The 18,853-nt window shown below is 45.8% G+C and carries 14 protein-coding genes and 1 pseudogene; 6 read left to right on the forward strand and 9 right to left on the reverse strand.

Features of this window, described 5'->3' with window-relative positions:
• Positions 1-252 precede the first annotated feature (252 nt).
• Positions 253-506, forward strand: a pseudogene (locus H6F74_RS18035) (RNA-binding protein).
• Between the two features lie 139 nt (positions 507-645).
• A complete protein-coding gene (locus H6F74_RS18040) occupies positions 646-858 on the forward strand; it encodes a hypothetical protein (RefSeq protein ID WP_190426596.1) in 213 nt (70 codons plus the stop codon).
• 133 nt (positions 859-991) lie between these two features.
• On the opposite strand, the gene argH is transcribed toward H6F74_RS18040, so the two are convergent.
• The 5 genes from argH to H6F74_RS18065 form a co-directional block, all read right to left on the reverse strand.
• Positions 992-2,380, reverse strand: coding sequence for an argininosuccinate lyase (argH, locus tag H6F74_RS18045; protein WP_190443563.1), 1,389 nt, complete (start codon positions 2,378-2,380; stop codon positions 992-994).
• Positions 2,381-2,666: 286 nt separating this feature from the next.
• Positions 2,667-2,897, reverse strand: a complete 231-nt coding sequence (locus tag H6F74_RS18050; protein ID WP_206756328.1) for a hypothetical protein — start codon at positions 2,895-2,897, stop codon at positions 2,667-2,669.
• 151 nt (positions 2,898-3,048) lie between these two features.
• Positions 3,049-4,515, reverse strand: coding sequence for a PP2C family protein-serine/threonine phosphatase (locus H6F74_RS18055; protein ID WP_190443707.1), 1,467 nt, complete (start codon positions 4,513-4,515; stop codon positions 3,049-3,051).
• A gap of 436 nt (positions 4,516-4,951) precedes the next feature.
• Positions 4,952-5,623 (reverse strand): nitroreductase family protein, encoded by a 672-nt coding sequence (locus H6F74_RS18060; RefSeq protein WP_190443565.1) that lies wholly within the window; start codon positions 5,621-5,623, stop codon positions 4,952-4,954.
• 66 nt (positions 5,624-5,689) lie between these two features.
• The gene (locus tag H6F74_RS18065; RefSeq protein ID WP_190426494.1) at positions 5,690-6,673 is read right to left on the reverse strand and encodes a GntR family transcriptional regulator; all 984 of its coding nucleotides are present in this window, start codon (positions 6,671-6,673) and stop codon (positions 5,690-5,692) included.
• A gap of 480 nt (positions 6,674-7,153) precedes the next feature.
• Here H6F74_RS18065 and H6F74_RS18070 point away from each other — a divergent pair, with 480 nt between their 5' ends.
• Positions 7,154-7,906, forward strand: coding sequence for a dienelactone hydrolase family protein (locus H6F74_RS18070; protein ID WP_190443567.1), 753 nt, complete (start codon positions 7,154-7,156; stop codon positions 7,904-7,906).
• Positions 7,907-7,956: 50 nt separating this feature from the next.
• On the forward strand, positions 7,957-8,859 hold the full coding sequence (locus H6F74_RS18075; protein WP_190443568.1) for a S1 RNA-binding domain-containing protein: 903 nt from the start codon (positions 7,957-7,959) through the stop codon (positions 8,857-8,859).
• Between the two features lie 35 nt (positions 8,860-8,894).
• On the opposite strand, the gene H6F74_RS18080 is transcribed toward H6F74_RS18075, so the two are convergent.
• Genes H6F74_RS18080 through H6F74_RS18090 form a run of 3 tightly spaced genes read right to left on the reverse strand, consistent with a single transcriptional unit; the run spans position 8,895 to position 13,566 of the window.
• Complete coding sequence (locus tag H6F74_RS18080) at positions 8,895-9,062, reverse strand: hypothetical protein (RefSeq protein ID WP_190443570.1); 168 nt, start codon at positions 9,060-9,062, stop codon at positions 8,895-8,897.
• The gene (locus tag H6F74_RS18085) at positions 9,059-10,651 is read right to left on the reverse strand and encodes a HEAT repeat domain-containing protein (protein ID WP_199301375.1); all 1,593 of its coding nucleotides are present in this window, start codon (positions 10,649-10,651) and stop codon (positions 9,059-9,061) included. Before H6F74_RS18085 ends, H6F74_RS18080 begins: the two co-directional genes overlap by 4 nt.
• A gap of 14 nt (positions 10,652-10,665) precedes the next feature.
• Positions 10,666-13,566, reverse strand: coding sequence for a HEAT repeat domain-containing protein (locus H6F74_RS18090; protein WP_190443572.1), 2,901 nt, complete (start codon positions 13,564-13,566; stop codon positions 10,666-10,668).
• 175 nt (positions 13,567-13,741) lie between these two features.
• Between H6F74_RS18090 and H6F74_RS18095 the strand changes: the two genes are divergently transcribed.
• Together H6F74_RS18095 and H6F74_RS18100 are read left to right on the forward strand one after the other, a co-directional pair.
• Positions 13,742-14,239, forward strand: a complete 498-nt coding sequence (locus H6F74_RS18095) for a hypothetical protein (protein ID WP_190443574.1) — start codon at positions 13,742-13,744, stop codon at positions 14,237-14,239.
• A gap of 69 nt (positions 14,240-14,308) precedes the next feature.
• On the forward strand, positions 14,309-14,914 hold the full coding sequence (locus H6F74_RS18100; RefSeq protein ID WP_190443576.1) for a glutathione S-transferase family protein: 606 nt from the start codon (positions 14,309-14,311) through the stop codon (positions 14,912-14,914).
• 219 nt (positions 14,915-15,133) lie between these two features.
• On the opposite strand, the gene H6F74_RS18105 is transcribed toward H6F74_RS18100, so the two are convergent.
• A complete protein-coding gene (locus tag H6F74_RS18105; RefSeq protein ID WP_190443578.1) occupies positions 15,134-18,451 on the reverse strand; it encodes a hypothetical protein in 3,318 nt (1,105 codons plus the stop codon).
• Positions 18,452-18,853: the final 402 nt, after the last annotated feature.

Here is an 18,853-nt window from a genome sequence, read left to right on the forward strand (position 1 = left end):
GTTATGATAGAGGATAAGGATGTAAGTTCGGTAACGTCAATCAGCAACCTGCCGCCTTTTGGCTAGCCTGTTTCGGTATTTATTCCACAGGTTTGAATGCCGAGACTTCCAAGACTAAAAAAATGGTGTTGGGGAATAAGCTGTCTTAATTCGCGTTGCCTTTGTACGTTATCAGATGTTTTTAGAAGCTTTTGTTTCTTAAGCATCTCTAGCTGAATCCTGTAAGTCAACTGTTCGGATGGATTTTGTTGGATGACTATTTGCGTCGGGAACTCTTACCAGGTCACTCAAGAAGACCTTAAACAAGTCTTTGCGTATGCGGTCAAAAGTTTGATCGTACCTACTGACCGGGAGACAGAGAAAATACGGGGTTTTGCTTTCGTGGAGATGGTGGAAGTTCCTCAAGAAGATGCGGCTATCTCGAAGGGATGGGGCGTCTGATGCGAGGGAATAAAGCCAAACCGAAGGAAAATTCTCGACCCACACGCGATCGCAGCAGGTTGTAAGGTTATCATAGGTTGTTCGTTGTAAGTGCGGCAAGGTTTTTATTTAGCAAGCGGCAACGCAACCAAAGCAAATGACATAATGAATTGCCTTAAATAGGCGTTTAAGGCACTGTTTTAGTAGTTTATCAAAGAGGTGAACATGGCGAAGCGCCGTAACCCCAAGAAAGAAAAGGCGCAGCGTAATCAAGCATACGCCCGCAAGTTTCGTAAGCGTCAAACTACGGGTCGTTTCTCTAAATTCCGGCGTCAAAGAGCGCCTGGAGAGAGAAACAATGAAGAAGAGGATAGCGACAAAATGGGCGCTATGAGTGGAATGGGCGCTATGGGCGGCGGAATGGGCGCAATGTCCTAGCTTCGCTGCGTAGAGCCTGACGACTAAAGTCAAGGGCTATGCAGATTAAGCCTGCCTACCTAGACTAAAACAAAGACCGCTTGTGCGGTCTTTGGTTGTCTAGCATCAAAGCTAAGGCGCTGTGGGGTATTGTTTAGTCACCACTCAGCTGAGATTGGGCAGCTTGAATTGCTTGTCGCACTTGGTCGAAGCCAGTACCGCCGTAACTATTGCGGGCAGCAACGACTTGTGAAGGTGCGATCGCATCATAGATGTCTGACTCAAAAGCTGGGTGCAGTTCTTTCCACTCTTCTAAGCTCAAATCTTTGAGCAATTTCCCAGCGGCGAGGGAAGTTTTTACAACTTTGCCGACAAGGTTGTAAGCTTCCCGGAAGGGGACACCCCGCGCCGCTAAATAGTCGGCAACGTCTGTGGCGTTGGAGAAATCCTCAGCGACAGCTTGGGCAAGGCGGGAGGTGCGAAACTCTAGCCCCTCGCTCAACAGAATGGTCATTGCTTCCAAGCAGCCTTTAACTGTCTTCACGCTGTCAAAAAGGGCTTCTTTGTCGTCTTGCAAATCTTTGTTGTAAGCCAAGGGTAGCCCCTTCATCAGCACCAGCATTCCTTGAAGATGCCCAAAAACACGACCGGTTTTACCCCGCACCAGTTCTGGTACGTCGGGGTTTTTCTTTTGGGGCATGATGCTGCTGCCCGTGGCGCAGGTGTCTAGTAGGGTGACAAAGCCAAATTCCTGAGATGACCAAAGGATAATTTCCTCAGCGAGTCGGCTGAGGTGAACCATGATTATGCTGGAGGCAGACAAAAATTCAATGGCAAAATCGCGATCGCTCACTCCATCCATGCTATTTGCATAGACACCATCAAAATTCAGCAGTTCGGCTGTATAGTGCCTGTCAATGGGGAAAGTAGTACCCGCTAAAGCGCCACTCCCCAAGGGTGATATATTGACTCGCTTATAGATTTCTCCTAGCCGCTCCCAGTCCCGCTGTACCATCTGAAAATAAGCTAAGAGGTGATGGGCTAAACTTACTGGTTGGGCGCGTTGTAGGTGCGTATAACCGGGAATCAGAGTTTCTACATTGTCTGCGGCCAGGTTGAAGAGGACTCCCTGAAATTCGCGCAACTGGCTACGAATTTGGGTAATTTGGTCGCGCAGGTAGAGGCGCGTATCGGTTCCTACCTGGTCATTACGCGATCGCGCCGTGTGCAGCTTTTTGCCAGCATCACCTACCAATTGCGTCAGGCGGTGTTCTACAGCGAAGTGTATATCCTCAGCATCAATGCCTGGGTTAAACTCTCCTAGCCTGTACTCTTGGCGGATCTGCTCTAAGCCAGCGACCAGTTGCTCTCCCTCTTCTTTTGAGATGATGCCAGTTTTGGCAAGCATTTTAGCGTGAGCGATAGAACCTGTAATGTCATATTCGATAAGTTCAATGTCAAAGCCGATACTGGCGTTGAAGCGAGCGATCGCGGGATGCAACGCTGATTCAAAACGCTGGCTCCAGGTTTTTTGTTGAGTCACGAGCTTGTTGTTTACCTTGGAAAGTAGACAAGAAAGTTAGGAGGCGAGGAGTGAGGAGTTGTTCCAGACGCGATGTATCGCATCTTGACTTTTGAGTTTTGAATTAATAACTCCTCACTCTTAACTCCTCACTCCTCACTCCCTAGAACAACCCGTAGAAGCAGGTTGCAAAAAAGTATGAAGGATGAAGCATCAAAGATGAAGTATGAAAGATTACTTTTTCATCCCGATCTAGAGCGGTATCAGCGCCCTTTCTTGCATCTTTAAACCTTCACGCCGCCAATGACTAAGCTGTAATTCCTCGAATCACGTAGCCTAAAAACAGCCCAATCAACAGCGCCCACACTTGCCCTGACTTAATGAAGTAGTTAAAGGCACGTTGTATTTGACCCAAAACATCTGGATCTCGTATGTTCTGAGCCAAGAAGGGCGAATTTAGTGGTGAGTGCGAAAGCCACAATGATACAGCATCGTGTCCGTGGGTCAAGTTGGGTAGCCAACTGATTATGTCTTGCATTCCGTAGAGTTCCATCACGCTGATTTCCTCACAACCAATGAATGTTGGCTGGTGTCGTTAAATATCTGTTCAGGATTTTATTAACATAAAGCGGATGACTTGGCTAGTCCGAAGGCGTGGTAACGTTCCAAGGTTTCAACTTTTTAAGGTTTCAACTTGACAACTGAGTTTTGACCTGCATCACTACCAGAGTCATATCATCGCCGTTACGGTTAGATGAACCGATAAACTGCTGGACTCGCTCAAACAGGTAATCTAGAATTGCTTGGGGACTATTGCAATGCTGACAAGCCCACTGGAAGGCGCGACTCAGGTTTTCTTCGTCGAAGCGATCGCCATTTTGATTCGCCGCATCCGTAAACCCATCTGTGTAATAAATAATCGTGTCCCCAGGACACAGATGTACCTGGGCATCCTCGTACTGAGAATCGGCATCGAGTCCAATCAGCATTCCCCAGGTATCTAGGCGCTTGATGGTACGGGTTGATGCCTGCCACAACAGGGGAGGATTATGCGCGGCGTTGCTGTAAGACAGGATGCGGGTTTGCGGGTCATACTCGGAATAAAATAGGGTGACAAACCGATGGGAATTTTCCAGATCGGCGTACATTACCCGATTTAAGTGTTGCAGAATCTTGGCTGGTGTGTGCCTGTTTAGCACCTCAGTTCGCAGCATCCCCCGCGTCATGGTCATGATCAAGCCCGCTGGGACTCCTTTGCCCATGACATCGCCAATGACGACGCTCCACGGCACACAAAGCCCTTGGACGGTATCTATCTCGGAGTCGGTTTTCTTTTTCGGTCGCAGTTGGTCGTAGTTGGCGGGGATGAAGTCGTAGTAATCTCCACCGACTCGGCTAGCTGTTTGGCACTTTGCGGCTAATTCGACACCTTGGATATCAGGACATTGACGCGGTAGCAGGTGTCGTTGAATATCGGCACCAATTTCTAATTCTCGATCTAAGCGTTCTTTTTGGCGTAACTCGACGGTGAGTTCATCGTTAGCGATCGCTACTCCGGTTTGATCTGCTACTAACCGGACTAACTTCTGTCGCGTGTCTGTCCAAATGTATTTCGGATCGCGACTGAACACATACAAACGTCCCCGTTCGGCATTCTTCACCAAAATGGGCGTGCCAAACAGTTTAATGTCTGACCCCAGGTAACGGCTCAGTTGTTCGTCTACAGATATTGGCACAGCAGCGAACTTGCCTGTGTCGTCACTTTGGGCCATCGCTGCTTTTGCCAGCGAGTTACTGATCTGACGAGTTGCCAGCTGTAGCGTCTTGCGAATATCCTGACACGCTTGCCCCTCCTGGCAGTGTAGGCGCTCCAGGCGCACTTGACCGTTAGGCATAAATCTGATCAGAATGCCGCCATCGGCATCTGTCACCCGTGTTGCCATCAGTGGAATTAGCTCCAAAAACTGATTTAAGTTGTTGAAGCTACGCAGGGCAAAACCTAAAGACGAGAGCAAGTCTTGAATCTTGCGCTGTTCTTTATGCAAACGTGCCACCAGTTCTTTGAGGGCAAAAACTGGTGTTGTGTCGTTAGCGGCACCACTACTGGTGCTGTCGGTTGAGGGAGATGGCTGGCGGGGAAGAGGCACAGCAGTCATAGCGTCAGGCATTAAATGTCATTGTTATTAGTCATCAGTCATCAGTCATTAGCCATCAGTGAAAAGAAGAAGAAAGGGTAATCTCATTTTTGATTTTTGATTATAAAAACCTTACCCGTCGGCAATTTCAAAGCTTCAATTTTTGCCCCAATCGTCATCAAATAGTGTAAATCTACCTTTTGGTACAGCTTATTTTTGAGAGAAATTCAGCGCTTAAACATTTCGGGTAAAGGTAATTTGTTCTACCGTTCTAGAAAATCTTGGTTGCAGCTAGCTTTTCTGGCGCGACCTTTGAGGCAAAGGTATAGTTACTGTTTGTACTTGAGCTGAGATGATAGCGCTTATTTGCTCTTGTGCCAATCACCTAAGGAGTTTATTTTAGATTTTCTAAAGACGAGGAAAATTTTTCGGTTCTGGCGCTTTGTGATTGCTATTTTCAAGATAGATGCAGAGATTCGCCGTAGCTTTCGCCGTAGTAAACCTGCTCGATATCAAAGCGCCCACCATACCCTTTAAAAGGTTCTGAGGCATAGCCCAAGGGTACTAGACAGCAAACATCCACCTCTGCGGGGATGTTGAAAGCTTCTTTTACCTGAGCTGCCATAAACCCTTCCATTGGACAGCTATCAATACCAAAGCTCTTGGCGACAATGAGAATATGCGCTACGGCTAACATGGTGTGGCGGTTTGTCCAAGTTTCGATGCTGCCAAAGGAGGGGTGGTTTTCAAAGAAGGCGGGAATTTGCGATCGCATATAATTTGCGTAGTCATCAGTCATGGCCCCGGCTTTGCTACCCAGTTCGATGACGGATTCGATGTTTTCTAGTTTGGCGACGCGGCGATCGCCACAACAAATCAATACTACTGGCGCTTCGCCAACCTGACGCTGATTAAAGGCGCACGCTTTCAGCTTTTCTTTATTTTCTTGCTCCCGGACAACAATAAACCGCCAAGGCTGCAAATTGTAGCCGGATGGAGCGTGTACTCCTAAACGCAAAATTTCTTCCAGAATGGCTTCTGGAATCGGGTCGGGTCGGAAAGCTCTGGCTCCACGACGCTGCTCAATGGCATCTTTTAAACCTGTGGAGGGTTTCATGTCAATTGTCATTTTTTCTCCTGTTGTTTTTTGTCAATTTTAGATTAGGCGCTCCAAGAATCATTAATTCAAAATCGCTTAACCTAAACCTAGTTCGCGTTTAAGCAAGTTAATCGACTTGGTGCCGATGTAGTTTTCGCTGCAAAATAGCTGGGGTGGGCGGATAATATCTTCCCTAGCAGTTGCAACTGCCGCTTTCACTGTAGCGAAACTTGCCTGATCGGCCATAACTATTTGGGCGCTGCGGACGATGGCGTTAATTTTGTAGGCATCTTTTTCCTGAGCTGTCATTACCAGCAAATCATCTCCACGCAGGCTGTGGATAATAATTTCTACGACTCCCAAGATACCGGAGCTGAGGCTAACTACACCAAGACAGCTGTCTTTGGGGAGTTTTTGAATCAGTTGGAGTTCTTGGGCGTAGTCGTAGATATCAACGGGGATAACGCGCACTGACCGGGGGGCAGCGATCGCTTCCGCATCTCCGATAAAATAGCGACTTGTGACTACTGTACCGGAGTGGGTTTGATCCAGAGCTTGGGAAAGTTCTTCCATCGGCACCAGTTGCACTGGTATCCCTAAAGATTTTTCCAGTTCCTGAACCATCAACTCGCCAGCACCCATGTCTCGTGAAGGAACTGTCACCAGCACCCGCGCACCGGAACGCAAGCGCCAGTCAATTTCTGAGAGGAACAGTTCTCTAGCTTGGTTGAGCGAACAACCCTGGTTAAGCAACTCGTCAAGGCTTTGCTGCACCAGTTTGTAGGCTTGGGGGTATTGGGCGAGGATGGGCGATCGCAAGTTTGTCCCGCCTTCGTGACCTTGGGCGCGGACATAAATGCCCGATCCAGCTTGAGATTCCACGAGTCCGGTTTCTTCTAGCTGTCGGTATACTTTGCTGATGGTGTTGCGGTGCAACCCCGTCTGCATTGCTAGCTGTCGTGTGCTGGGCAACCGATGACCGGGAGGAAACTGCCGGGATGCGATCGCAAACTGCATCTGGTCAAACAGCTGTTTTGATGCTGGTATTTCACTGTCTGGTTGAATATGAAATTGTACCATTCCAGAGCCTCCAAAGACTCCGATAAAGGGGTTAGAGGGAGCATATCTGTAATAGCACAATTGCTACCCTGCTTATCCCTCCGGGTAGCTGTCTGAGTCAGTATAGCTCGTTGTAGCTGGGAAAAAATCTTTCTTTTGAGTCTACCAATGGCGAACTCATTCCATCACACTTTTCTTACTTTTACCTAACTATTTATTACAAACTACAACTATAAATTATTCACGAAAAGCTCGTGTCTTCAACAAGAGAATCTCATCTATCTCTCATAATAATTAAAAAAATATTAAGTTTTAATCTATTTTAAATTTTTCATCAAATAATTAATAAGATAAAGTTATTCTAAGAATATCTATAAGTTTAGAAAAAAGTTTAAAAATATTTAAAGTGCTTAAAAAGCTAAAAATAATGGGCAATGTACTGGTAGATAAGATATTAGCACCATCTGCTAGAAAAATGGCAGAATAAAGGAAGAAATTCTGATGGCAGACAGAGAGATTCGGACAGATACGGTCAAGATTCACAATGGAGATGTAGAAATTGCGGCTTACCTGGCGATGCCAGTGGAAGGGACTTTTCCCGGAGTCGTGGTGCTGCAAGAAATCTTTGGGGTAAATGTCCACATCCGGGAGGTGACAGAAAGGATAGCGAAAGAGGGGTATGTAGCGATCGCGATCGCTCTTTTCCAACGCCTTGCCCCGGATTTTGAAACAGGTTACACTCCCCAAGACATTGAAATCGGTAGAGAGTACGCGATGCAAACTACCGCACCGCAGCTACTAGGCGACATCCAGGCAACAATTAACTACCTCAAAACTAGGAGCAACGTGAAACCAGCCTTTGGCTGCATCGGCTTCTGCTTTGGCGGACACGTAGCCTATCTCGCCGCCACCCTACCCGATATCAAAGCCACTGCTTCCTTCTACGGTGCTGGCATTACCACTCGCACTCCCGGCGGCGGAGATCCTACCGTCAGGCGGACAAAAGACATTTTTGGCACAATTTATGCCTTTTTTGGCATGGAAGATGCCAGCATCCCTGCCGAACAGGTAGACCAAATTGAAGCAGAACTAGAGAAACACAAAATTCCGCATCGCGTCTTCCGTTACGATGGAGCAGATCACGGCTTTTTCTGCGACCATCGCGCCAGTTACAATAACGCCACAGCAGCAGATGCCTGGAAGCAGGTGCAGCAGCTATTTGAGCAACAACTGAAATCGGAACAATCGAGTTAAAAAACCTTTACTCGATTGTTCATACTTTTACACTTCACACTTTATCGGTCATGAATTCCAAATCGACCCCTTCTCAAGATGCAAAACCGTCTTTTTCAATGGATGATTTTGCCAAAGCCCTCGAACAACACGACTACCAGTTTCAAAGAGGACAGGTAGTGCGCGGCAGAGTGGAAAACCACGAAAGCAATGGCGCGTATGTTGATATTGGCGGCAAGTCTCTAGCTTTTGTCCCCTTGGAAGAGGCTTCATTGAGACGGGTAACAGACTTATCTGTAGTGTTGCCGTTGCAAGAAGAAAGAGATTTTCTGATTATCCGAGAGCAAGATGCTGATGGTCAAATGACGCTTTCGGTGCGGCAGATGGAAATCAAGCAAGCGTGGGATAACCTTGCGGAAATGCTCGAAGGCGGCAAAACAGTGCAAGTACGAGTCAGCGGCGTGAATAAAGGGGGTGTCACGGTAGATGTGCAGGGGTTGCGGGGATTTATTCCGCGATCGCACCTGATTGACCGTGATAATCTAGATGCCTTAATTGGTGAAAAACTGACTGCCAGCTTTTTAGAAATTTCTCCCGACACCAATAAACTTGTACTTTCTCAACGGGAAGCCACTCGTTCTGCTAGCTTTAACCTACTTGAAGTAGGACAACTAATTGAAGGCAAAATTACTGGCATCAAGCCTTTTGGTGTCTTTGTTGATTTAGAGGGTGTAACAGGTTTACTGCACATCAAACAGGTAAGCCAAACTTTTGTAGAATCTCTTGAAAAAGTGTTTCAAGTCGGGCAGTTAATTAAGGCAATAATTATTGACCTGGATGAAGGAAAAGGTCGGGTTTCTTTGTCTACCAGAGTGTTAGAAAATCACCCCGGCGAAATGATGGAAAATATGACTGAGGTGATGGAATCAGCCGAAGCGCGTGCCGAACGTGCTAGGAAGAATCTCACGAGATAGGTCTTAGGAAGATAGGAGTGCGATCGCATTTTTGATCAAGGAGTGCGATCGCATTTTAGATTAAGGAATGCGATCGCGTTTTTGATGAAGGAATGCGATCGCGTTTTTGATAAAGGAATGCGATCGCATTTTTGATGAAGGAATGCGATCGCATTTTTGTCCTCTTCTCTTTTGAAGGTACGCTGAAGGGGATGTGAGGTCACAATGCGATCGCATAATAAGACAACGGCTCTTGCCCTGCACCCTGACCCCAGCGTGCATCCGGTTTCCAGGCACCATTGAGTTCTTCGCGGCAGCGGGTGTAGACGGTGAGTTGGTTGTCTTCAAATTTCAGCAGGTTGTATTGCCAGGGGATACCTGTATTTAGTTCTTTGGTGGGTGCGCCAAAGGTTCCGGCACAAATCCGGTCTAATTTTCGCCCGTTGGTACTCATGTCGTAGCGGAAGAGGCTGGTTTCGGCTTTGTGGATGTGTCCGTGCAGGAAGAGGCGGAAACCATTGATGGCTAGCTGTTCTAGGAATCCTTGGTCGGTGATGCGGTCTGAGTAAGCACTATCGAGGGGATGGTGCCAAACGGCGATTTTTAGGCAATTTTTGTAGTCTGGGTTGCGGCGAATTTGGGCGAGGGCGTTGCTGAGGGCATTCGTGTTGATGCTGGCGCGGGTTGTGTAATGGTGGTCGAGTTGCCAAGCGGAGTTTAGCCCCAAAATTAGCAGGTTTTGCTCTTTTAGGTGGTCTAGGGTGGCTTGCTGGTGGTATTCGAGGGGATAGGGTTTTTGTGTAATGGTTTTATAGAAAGAGCTAAAGTGGGCAAAGCGCTGTTTGTATTTTTCGTCGTCTCTAATCCAGACAGCGTTTTGACTCTCTTCGATGTAATAACCTTCCTGAAGTTCATGTGGCTTACATTGCCTACGAAGTTTCATTGTGTAGGCTACGTCATCTGCTTTTTCCCAGCTAGTAGTTTTCCAATCAATGTCGTGGTTGCCGGGAACGAGGATAATTTGGTCGGGGTTTAGGGGGAAGTCTTGGCAGAAGTTGTGGAGAAATTGTTCGGCGGCTTTGTATTCTTCCTCTGTGCAGAAGTTGGCGATGTCGCCGGAGAGGATGAGGGCGTCTAGGTGAGGGATGTTGAGGTCGTGGTATAAGTCTGCTGCGAGTTGGTTAGACCAGAGGTTGGCTTGGTCGAGGGTGCCGAAGTGGAGGTCACTGAGGTGGAGAATGTGCATCGTGCGGATAGAGTTAGATTTTATTGCCGGGATATCTAGTTGAGTAGAGGTAGGGTTGTAGGAGGACTCACGACGTATTTTGATCTTAGTGATTGCCGCGAGTATAAGGTGATTGATACTCTTGATTTGATTTTGGTATTGAACAAGACGAGGAATCGATTGAGAGCTACCGATGTTCTCTAAAGCTCTGACGATACTAGGAATTATTATATTTTGAGCCTCTAAAAATTTGTGAAGCTCTGGAACTGCCTCATTGCTGCCAATCTTACCTAAAGCAGAAGCAGCACTACAACAAACTGTAGGATCTTTATCTTTTAAAGCTTGACATAAAGGTTGAATAACTTCTTTACTTCCAATTTCTCCTAATGCAGAAGCTGCTTGAGAACGAACATCAGATTCTGGATCTTCTTGTAGAGCTTTGCATAAATGATAAACGCTGTTTTCAGCTTTGTACACTCCTAGCAAAGCAGCTGCTCTAGAACGATTGCTAGAGTCTAGATCCGTCTCAAGAGTCCGGATCATTTCATCAATTACTTGTTGTTGTATAGAAGGGTCAAATATATTCACAACAAGTATTTTATTTACTCAGCCTGAATCAAGCTCTTAATAGCTTCAAGAGGGATATTGATATTTGGGTGATTGAATATTGCTGTCAATGCTTCAATACCTCCTGTATTTAAAGCCTTGCGTAGTCTCTCTTTCAGAGTTGGATTAGACTTTATTCGCTTTAACAATTCAGTTATAGCAATAGAATTTTTAGCTTCTGTCATAGTTGGTTCAGCCTGAGCCAGTTGTTTGAGTAATTCATTAATTTCTGCCGCAGACTCAGCTATGTTTCGTTCGGAGATACCAAGTCTTGTCAACCCTTCAGCAGCACTAACCCTAACTTTAGGGTCTTGATCTTGCAGAGCTGTAAGTAGAGCAGAAATTGCGTCTTCACTGCCAACTTTACCTAATGCCTCAGTCGCAGTAACCCTAACTTTAGCATCTTGATCTTGCAGAGCTGTAAGTAGAGCAGAAATTGCGTCTTCACTGCCAACTTTGCCTAATGCCTCAGTCGCACTAGCACGAACCATAGCATCTTGATCTTGCAGAGCTGTAAGTAGAGCAGAAATTGCGTCTTCACTGCCAACTTTGCCTAATGCCTCAGTCGCACTAGCACGAACCATAGCACTGCTATCTTGCAGAGCTATAAGTAGAGCAGAAATTGCGTCTTCACTGCCAATTTTACCTAATGCCTTAGCTGCACTGGCACGAACCATAGCGTTGCTATCTTGCAAAACCTGTAGCAAAGTAGAAATTGCAGCTTCATTCCCAATTTCCCCTAAAGCCCCTAAAGCTTCAGCAGCTTCCCTACGAACTTCAGCATCTGCATCTCGTAAAGATTGGCGTAGAGCCGGAACTTTTACTAAATCGTTTACTTGTTCCGTTTTGTTAAGAACTATACTCTCTATAACAGCCCCCTCTAAATTATATTTAGAAGCTTCTGACATAGTATTGGAATCCTGGTTGAATTGCTCCACATCATTAACAACTAAAGACTCTATAGTGGCTCCCCTTAAATCATATTTAGGAGCTTCTGCCATAGTTCTGATACTTTGATTAAGTCTGTTTAGAGAATCCATCAAAGAATTGGCATTATTCTCCTCTTTATGTGGAGGAGAAGCAGCAAGAATATGGTTGTAGTACTTGCAACGGTATTGTATTGCAGCAATTGTATCGAGCAAATTGCTTTCTCCAGTTGTTAGTAGAAGCTCAGAGAGATAAGGTAGCACTTCAGAGTTAGCAATTTTACTTAGTGCAGATACCGCACTTTTACGAACAGAAGAGTCTTCATCCTTCAAAGCTGGCAATAATTCCTCCACTGCCTCCTCAGAGCCGATTTCTCCTATAGCAGAGGCAGCACTCCTATCCACAGGAGAGTCTTGATCTTTTGAAGCTGGGAGTAAACCAGGAATTACACTTTCAGAGTTTGTTATGTCTAAAAGCTGAGTTTTGAGTTGTTGAGGAAGTTCTAATCCAGCCACTAAAGCCACTGTTTGCTCGTGCCATTCTGGTTTTACCGCTCCTGCCAACCTCGCCCCCAACCTCAAATCCACCTCTAAAGCTAACTTCACCACTCGCAGCGCTTGCGCCTCATCCTCCACCAACTCCAGCATCAGTGCCAGGGGTTCTGTCCATTTGAGATAATTCAGATACTCCCGTTTCAATTCGTCATCACTAAGCCTCGGTAACAGCTTCAGCAGGCTTTCTGCCGTGCAATGTTCCTGAATTAATTGATGGCGAAATTCTATTTGATTATTTACTCCCAGTTGCAGCAGGTGATACTTGAGTGAATCTCCTAGCCATTCAATAGCCCGGTTACGGGGTTGAGCAAACCCCTCATTCCCCAGATATGCTGTCAACGTCTCCTCTGCCTCTTGTCGGGAAATCGCAACTTGTAATTCCGTTGCCTCCCGCCCCTGAGTCATTCTCCAAGCAAGATGCTGCAAGATTAACTGACACCAGCGCCGCGACTCATCAGTGATTGGGACATCCTGTTTCAGCTTGTCATAATAACTCTGGGCAAACTGGCGAAACACCAAAGCCAGATTCGGCGGCACCTTCCCTCTCGCCTTAAATAGGGAACACAGCATCCACAACAGCAGAGGTGTTTCTCCCAACTCTCGCAACCGACTACCCAACTGCCTCAACATCTGCTCTCCCTGCTGGGGCAGATAGGCGCAGACAAACTGCTGCATCTGCGCTTCACTCAGGGGTTGCATTTCCAGCTTCTTGGCAATGTCCAAGTCGCCCCCCACCCCCAAATCCCGCGTCGTGAAAATCATCGGCGTGGCAGCATTCGTCTGGCGAAAAGCCTTCAAATCCCGCCTAGTAGCTTCCCAGGGCAATTCATTAATGCCATCCACCAGCAGCAAAAATCGCTTCTCGAACAGCAGCCTTTCAATCCCGGAAGTGTTGAGAAACAATCCATGCTGTTTCAAGAAGTCCCGAATTAAGTCTAGGACGGAGGTTTGGTAGTAGCGCAATTCTACCAATACAGGGATGCGTGAATCCGCCAGGGAATCAATTCCCTGGCTCATAGCTGAAGTCCGTTGAAACGGACTAATTGCAGCGGATTGAATCGTCTTTAGACGACTTTCGCTATCAGCCGGAAAATTAATTTCTAGGCTGGCTTGCGCTTCTTCCAACAACAACCGCGCCAGTGCCGTCGATTTCCCCGAACCGGGACGCCCCACCAACAACACATGATCTGCGGCATACTTCCGCAACCCTTCCAGCACCCCCAAACGCTCAGTTTCCTGCTTTGTTTCGCCCGGTTCTCCCTTGGCAGGCTGCACCGTCTCCACCATAAAATCAAGCAATAGCGGTGATTTCTCCTCAACACGCTGGCGTCCGACTACATCCGTCAGCGTGTAGACTTTCCACCATTGGGCGTAGTGATTGCAGAGAGCTTCTAGGTATGGGTTCCAGTCGATCATGGTGAGTGAAAATATAGCTTGGTTGAGGAGGTAGCGATCGCCCCGTTTCGTCTTTAATCAATTCGCAGGTTTAAACTCTTGGCAAACATAGGGCAAAATTGAAAAGTCCTAGTGTCAGCTACCCGTGGCGTAATGCCCTGATTTATCTTAATCTCAGTATCCTCTGACCTGCCCAATGTCTAACCCACGACCCGCAGACTCTCAACCCCAGCCACCAAATACATTAGAGCTAGAACTACTCAAACAGGAATACTTTTTTCTGCAAAACACTATCGAAGACTATAACAAGCAAATCTGGGTGATTAAAGCTCTTGGCATTACTGGTACTGGGGCTGTTATAAGTTTGATGCTACAGCAAAAATCAGGCGTGATCGCGATTATTGGTTGCTCTATTCCCCTGTTTTTTTGGATACTTGAAAGTCAATGGAAACACTTTCAACGCGGCTTTTATCCTCGCGTCACCGAGATTGAAAGTATCCTGAGCAACGATTATCATCTCCGCAGCCCTGCGATTTTTGGCGGCTGGGCGCGTGCCTTTAAGCGCACCCCTACCCCAAAACGTCACGGTTATCTGTGGGATGGTTTGCTCAATCGCAGCGTTTTTATAAGTTATCTACTGGAAATTGTATTTTTGTTGCTGCTAGCTGCGATCGCGCCTCGTCTCTGGAAATAATGCCACTGACAAGCAAAACGAACGCGATCGCCCCCGTAAAATTAGCCTTAAAGCAATTTAGGTATAATTATGCTCAAATTGTATCAATTTTTCTCCTCTGGTAATTGTTACAAAATTCGTCTTTTATTGACACAACTAGAAATTTCCTTTGAAAGCATAGAACTGAATATCCTCAAAGGCGAAACTCGGACTCCTGAATTTTTAAGCAAAAATACCAATGGGCGAATTCCAGTTTTAGAAACGGAATCGGGTCAATTTATTGCGGAATCTAACGCTATTCTGTTTTATCTGAGTGAAGGTACTAATTTTTTACCAAAGGACACTTTTGAAAGAGCAAAAGTCCTGCAATGGTTATTTTTTGAACAGTATAGCCACGAGCCTTTTATCGCTACCTCTAGATTTTGGATTTCTATTCTTGGGAAGGCAGAGGAATATCGGGATGCGCTAAATCAAAAACGGGAACCTGGTTATGCAGCGTTGGATGTAATGGAAAGACATTTAACGAATCATACTTTTTTTGTAGGAGAACGTTACACTATTGCTGATATTGGGTTGTTTGCTTATACTCATGTAGCTGATGAAGGGGGATTTGATTTGACAAGATTTCCGGCTATCAATGGTTGGATAGAAAGAGTTAAATCACAACCTCGACACATTAGTATTACGCAATCTTAATTCGTAATTGCGGTAGCACGCTCACAGGCGGGAAGTCTGGATGCTCCACGAACAAAGCCTACCAACCCAGTCCCAATTGAGTCCGCGCAGGCGGACTTTGTTGAATAGAAGCGAAGCAACTTCTGCCCCCCTTCTTCTTGAAGGGGGGTAAGGGGGGTTGGCGTAGCCGCGATTTCCAATCGCCAGGTATTTTACTGAAATGCACCCTCGCGCTTTCTATCATTGAGCAACATATTTGAGCCAGAAATGAGTGTGAGGCCTGCCAACTTTGTGCCATTCTTTAAGTATGCGATCGCGTTCTCCGGCTCTTGCTAAAAATTCCAACCCAGCCGGGAAACCCAACACCTCTGCTTTCGCCAAATAATATTTACGCTGGCGGACAGCATAGCAGCCTTCCCAACATTGCACTGCACCTTCATAATTCTTAGCGCGATAAAAGCAAGTTCCAGCACGATAGAGCATTTCTTGCGAGTCTTCTCCCAAAGCTTCCAGAACTTCGCCAAACCGTTGCCATTGGAGTCGGTGCAAGTTAGCTCCACTGACTAAACTTCCAATTCCCTTAGCATACTCTTCTATCGCTGTTCTCCAGTGGCGACTGTTGCGCGTACTCTCGTCTAACAGCTTATTTTTTATGCAGCTTTGAAGAACTTCGGTGAAGCTTTTTAGAGTATCAAGACTCGGCTGTCTTTGCATAAAAAGGGCAATTTTACGCTCCAATTCTTTACCCTTCGGGGGTTTGTCAAATTGCTGCACCAACTGTTTCCAGCACATCCCCTCTAAAAAGCATTCCCAAGCCTCGTTTGCCATCCCAAGAGTGAGAAAAGTTTGACCAGCTTCGGCAAATCTCTGTTCAAATTTTAGCGCCCTAGCTTCACATATTTCTGCTTTCCTAGTTTCGCCGCGATCGCTATAACATTGTCTGGCACGTCGCATAAAATCTGGATCTTCGGAATTTATCCCCCTTGTCTCAAACTCCAATGCAATAGAACGCCAGTCATCTTCCTCCAGATTCCGTGCGCTTTCACGAGTTCCCATGCTCACAGGTTGAACATTTTCTCGCCAAGCTGGTATTTGCGAATGCTGTAAAAGCGCTTCTAAATTGTTTTCTATAAACCTCCAAAGTCGCTGATCTCCTACTTGAGAATCGACTATAAACAGCAGCTCTTTTGCTCTAGAAGCCGCCACGTAGAGCTTATTAAAGAAAAATTCAAACTCATACAAACGTTCCGATGGCAGCTTTTTAGCATCTTCCGGGCTGCTGGCTAACTTCCAAACATCTCGGTAACATTCCTCACCAAACTTGTAGAGAATTACTCGTTTAAATTCCAGTCCTTTAACGGCGCTGGCACTCAATACATTTTTCAGCGGTTCTGATTCCATTCCCTCTGCCAAAATCTGCGAAAGCACTTCATCATTTTGAGCATAGGAAAGCTCGCCACCTTCTTCACAAGGCACAATAATAATTGTGTCTCTTAGGTAACGTTTGAGTTCTTTTTTTGTAATATTTCGACCAATAATAAATTTTTGTGGTTCTGGAAAATGGTCTTTTTTCCATGCCGTTTGCGGTTGAAGTTGCGGAATTTTAAATAGAACCTGACGACACAACTGAATCAGGTTAATAACTTGTACGACACGAGCGCAAGAGCGATAATTAGATTTCAACTCTGGAAAATTCATTCGCAGATTTAATCTATGCGCCGGGTCGAGTGCTGTAATTACTTCGTTGTAAAAAGCTGCTTGGACGCTTTCCCAACGAAATCCTGTCGGGTTTAAAGTTTGAAAAGGATCTCCAGCAAAGGCAAAAGGTAAACACGGAGTTTGGTATCCCAAATCATATTGGGAGAAGACAGACAGGCGCATAATTAACTGAAGCTCTAGTTTAGTGAAATCTTGAGCTTCGTCGCAGAAAATGGCAGTATATTCAGGACGGTAACACTTGAGTTCCAGAACTTTTCTGATCAAATCTTGATCGTCCCAGTAGCCTTCCTCTGTAGTTAATCTCTTATACCAACGCAACCAGATAGTTTTGTAAATTTCTTGAAACTGAGCAACTGGAATGGTGCGTTCTTGAACAGGTACTTCTTCCTGATAGTCTTCTGGGGCCATAAATCTGAGGCTATGACCTTTGATGAAGGTTCTGATGGCGTGCCAGCAAAGTTCTGGGGAATAAATCTGTGCTTGTGGTAGCTTTAAATCTCTGTAAAGCTGTCGAAAACGATGGAAGGAAATGTACTTTTGAGAATCGAAGCGATCGCGCAGCGTATTCCCAAAAGGCTGTTCCCGCTCCTCTTTTGGCAGTAAATTTAAAAGAAATGTCCCAAACTGTTGAAAGAAAGCACTCACATCAGGTAAATCGCCACCTGCCATTCTGTGTGACAAAAATCGGTGATGGAATGCGTGCAAACAGCGCACAAATTCTTTAGCAACTTCTAGTAAGCGCTTATTGTAAGTAAGAAACAGGGGATTTCCTGGCAGTTCTATTCCCCGTTCGTGGTAATATTTTCGATAACAATAATCAGCAAACAGGTACAGCAACATGGTAGATTTTCCGCTACCTGCACGTCCGTTTAGGAAAAGGGGCAACCAATTCTTCTGTGCTGCTGAAGTTGAAACAGAGTTTAGAATTGCCTCCTCTTCTGCTGAAAGAGCTAAATTTACCTCTGCTCCTTGCTGAATGGTAAGCCAACTTTGTTTATCTGTAAGTAAGTAGCTTGGGTAAGAGCGCCGCGCAAACGGAGTGAGTTCATCTAGCGTTAATTGACTAGATAAAACATTTTTAGAACCGGAAAATAAGTTTGTGGATTTCCCTATTTGCGCTATTTCTTCTATGGATGGTCTGCGGCTGAAAATAGCCAAGAGAAATAATACTTGTCTAGGTGGGGTATCAGCAGTTTCTATTTTGCTGAATAGCACATAAAAATCATTTTTCCCGTACAAATATACGCCTCGCCATTGAGGAAATCCTTCGGCATTAATGATATTTCCCTCAATTTCCGAGATAAGATGATAAAAATTTTCCTCGTATTCTCTAATCTCAGGATTTTTGAAACGGACGATCCATTCCTCGCTTTCGTAGATAATTGTCCAAAAGTTCCTGTCGTTTTCCATCTCCCAGCTGGGAGGTTCCAACCAGGGAAGCAAATTCTCTGGAAGCAATGAAGGCGATCCAGAGGTAGCGATCGCACTGAGTTCCTTCTGGGAAAGCCAATTAGTTAGTTCTTCCTCATCCAATCGAGAATCCAGATGCCTAGCGCCGTATTCCTCTGGGTTTCGCAGGAATTTTTTATATTCCTTAGAGCCGCGTAGAAAAATGTCTAGTAAGCATAGCACTTGGTAGTCTTGTACCTGTCGGATTCTGGCAACTATGCGTAAATTGTTTTCCCCTCTGCGCTTCAAGTAAGGGTACACACGCTCAAAACGTGCCTGCGCTTCATCACTCCGCAGGGGTTCAAGTTCGACAGATAAACTATCTACTTGAGCCTGAATACCATAGCGTAGCGCCTTCTGGGTGAACAGATAGGTGCGATAAATGTACATAAACTCATCTCCGCTGTTTTTGACAAAAACAGGCTTAGCCTACTATTACTTATTGTCATTCAGCAGAGAAGCCAATGTTGTAGGGTTTTGGTTACATATAATACATTATGAGCTTTTTTGCTCCAACTTTTAGTAAAAACGCCTGACAACTAAAGTCAAGGCTTAGTTTGCGGAGCATCGAGGGTTGAGCCTGTGGGCGTATATTTCGCTTTGCTTGCGGCGAAGCACACCCTAAAGCTCAATGGAACTGACGCAAGGAGCCTGGAAATAAATTTCCGGCTCAAAGCTAAAGTAAGCTAAAGCTTACTCGGTTTGAATGCTGCGCTAATGGTTCTGGTTAGGTGCGGCTCAAAGCTAAAGTAAGCTAAAGCTTACTCGGTAAGCCTTTCAACCCGTTTCAAC

The sequence above is a fragment of the Trichocoleus sp. FACHB-90 genome (assembly GCF_014695505.1).
GTDB classification, from domain to species: Bacteria; Cyanobacteriota; Cyanobacteriia; order Cyanobacteriales; family FACHB-T130; genus Funiculus; species Funiculus sociatus.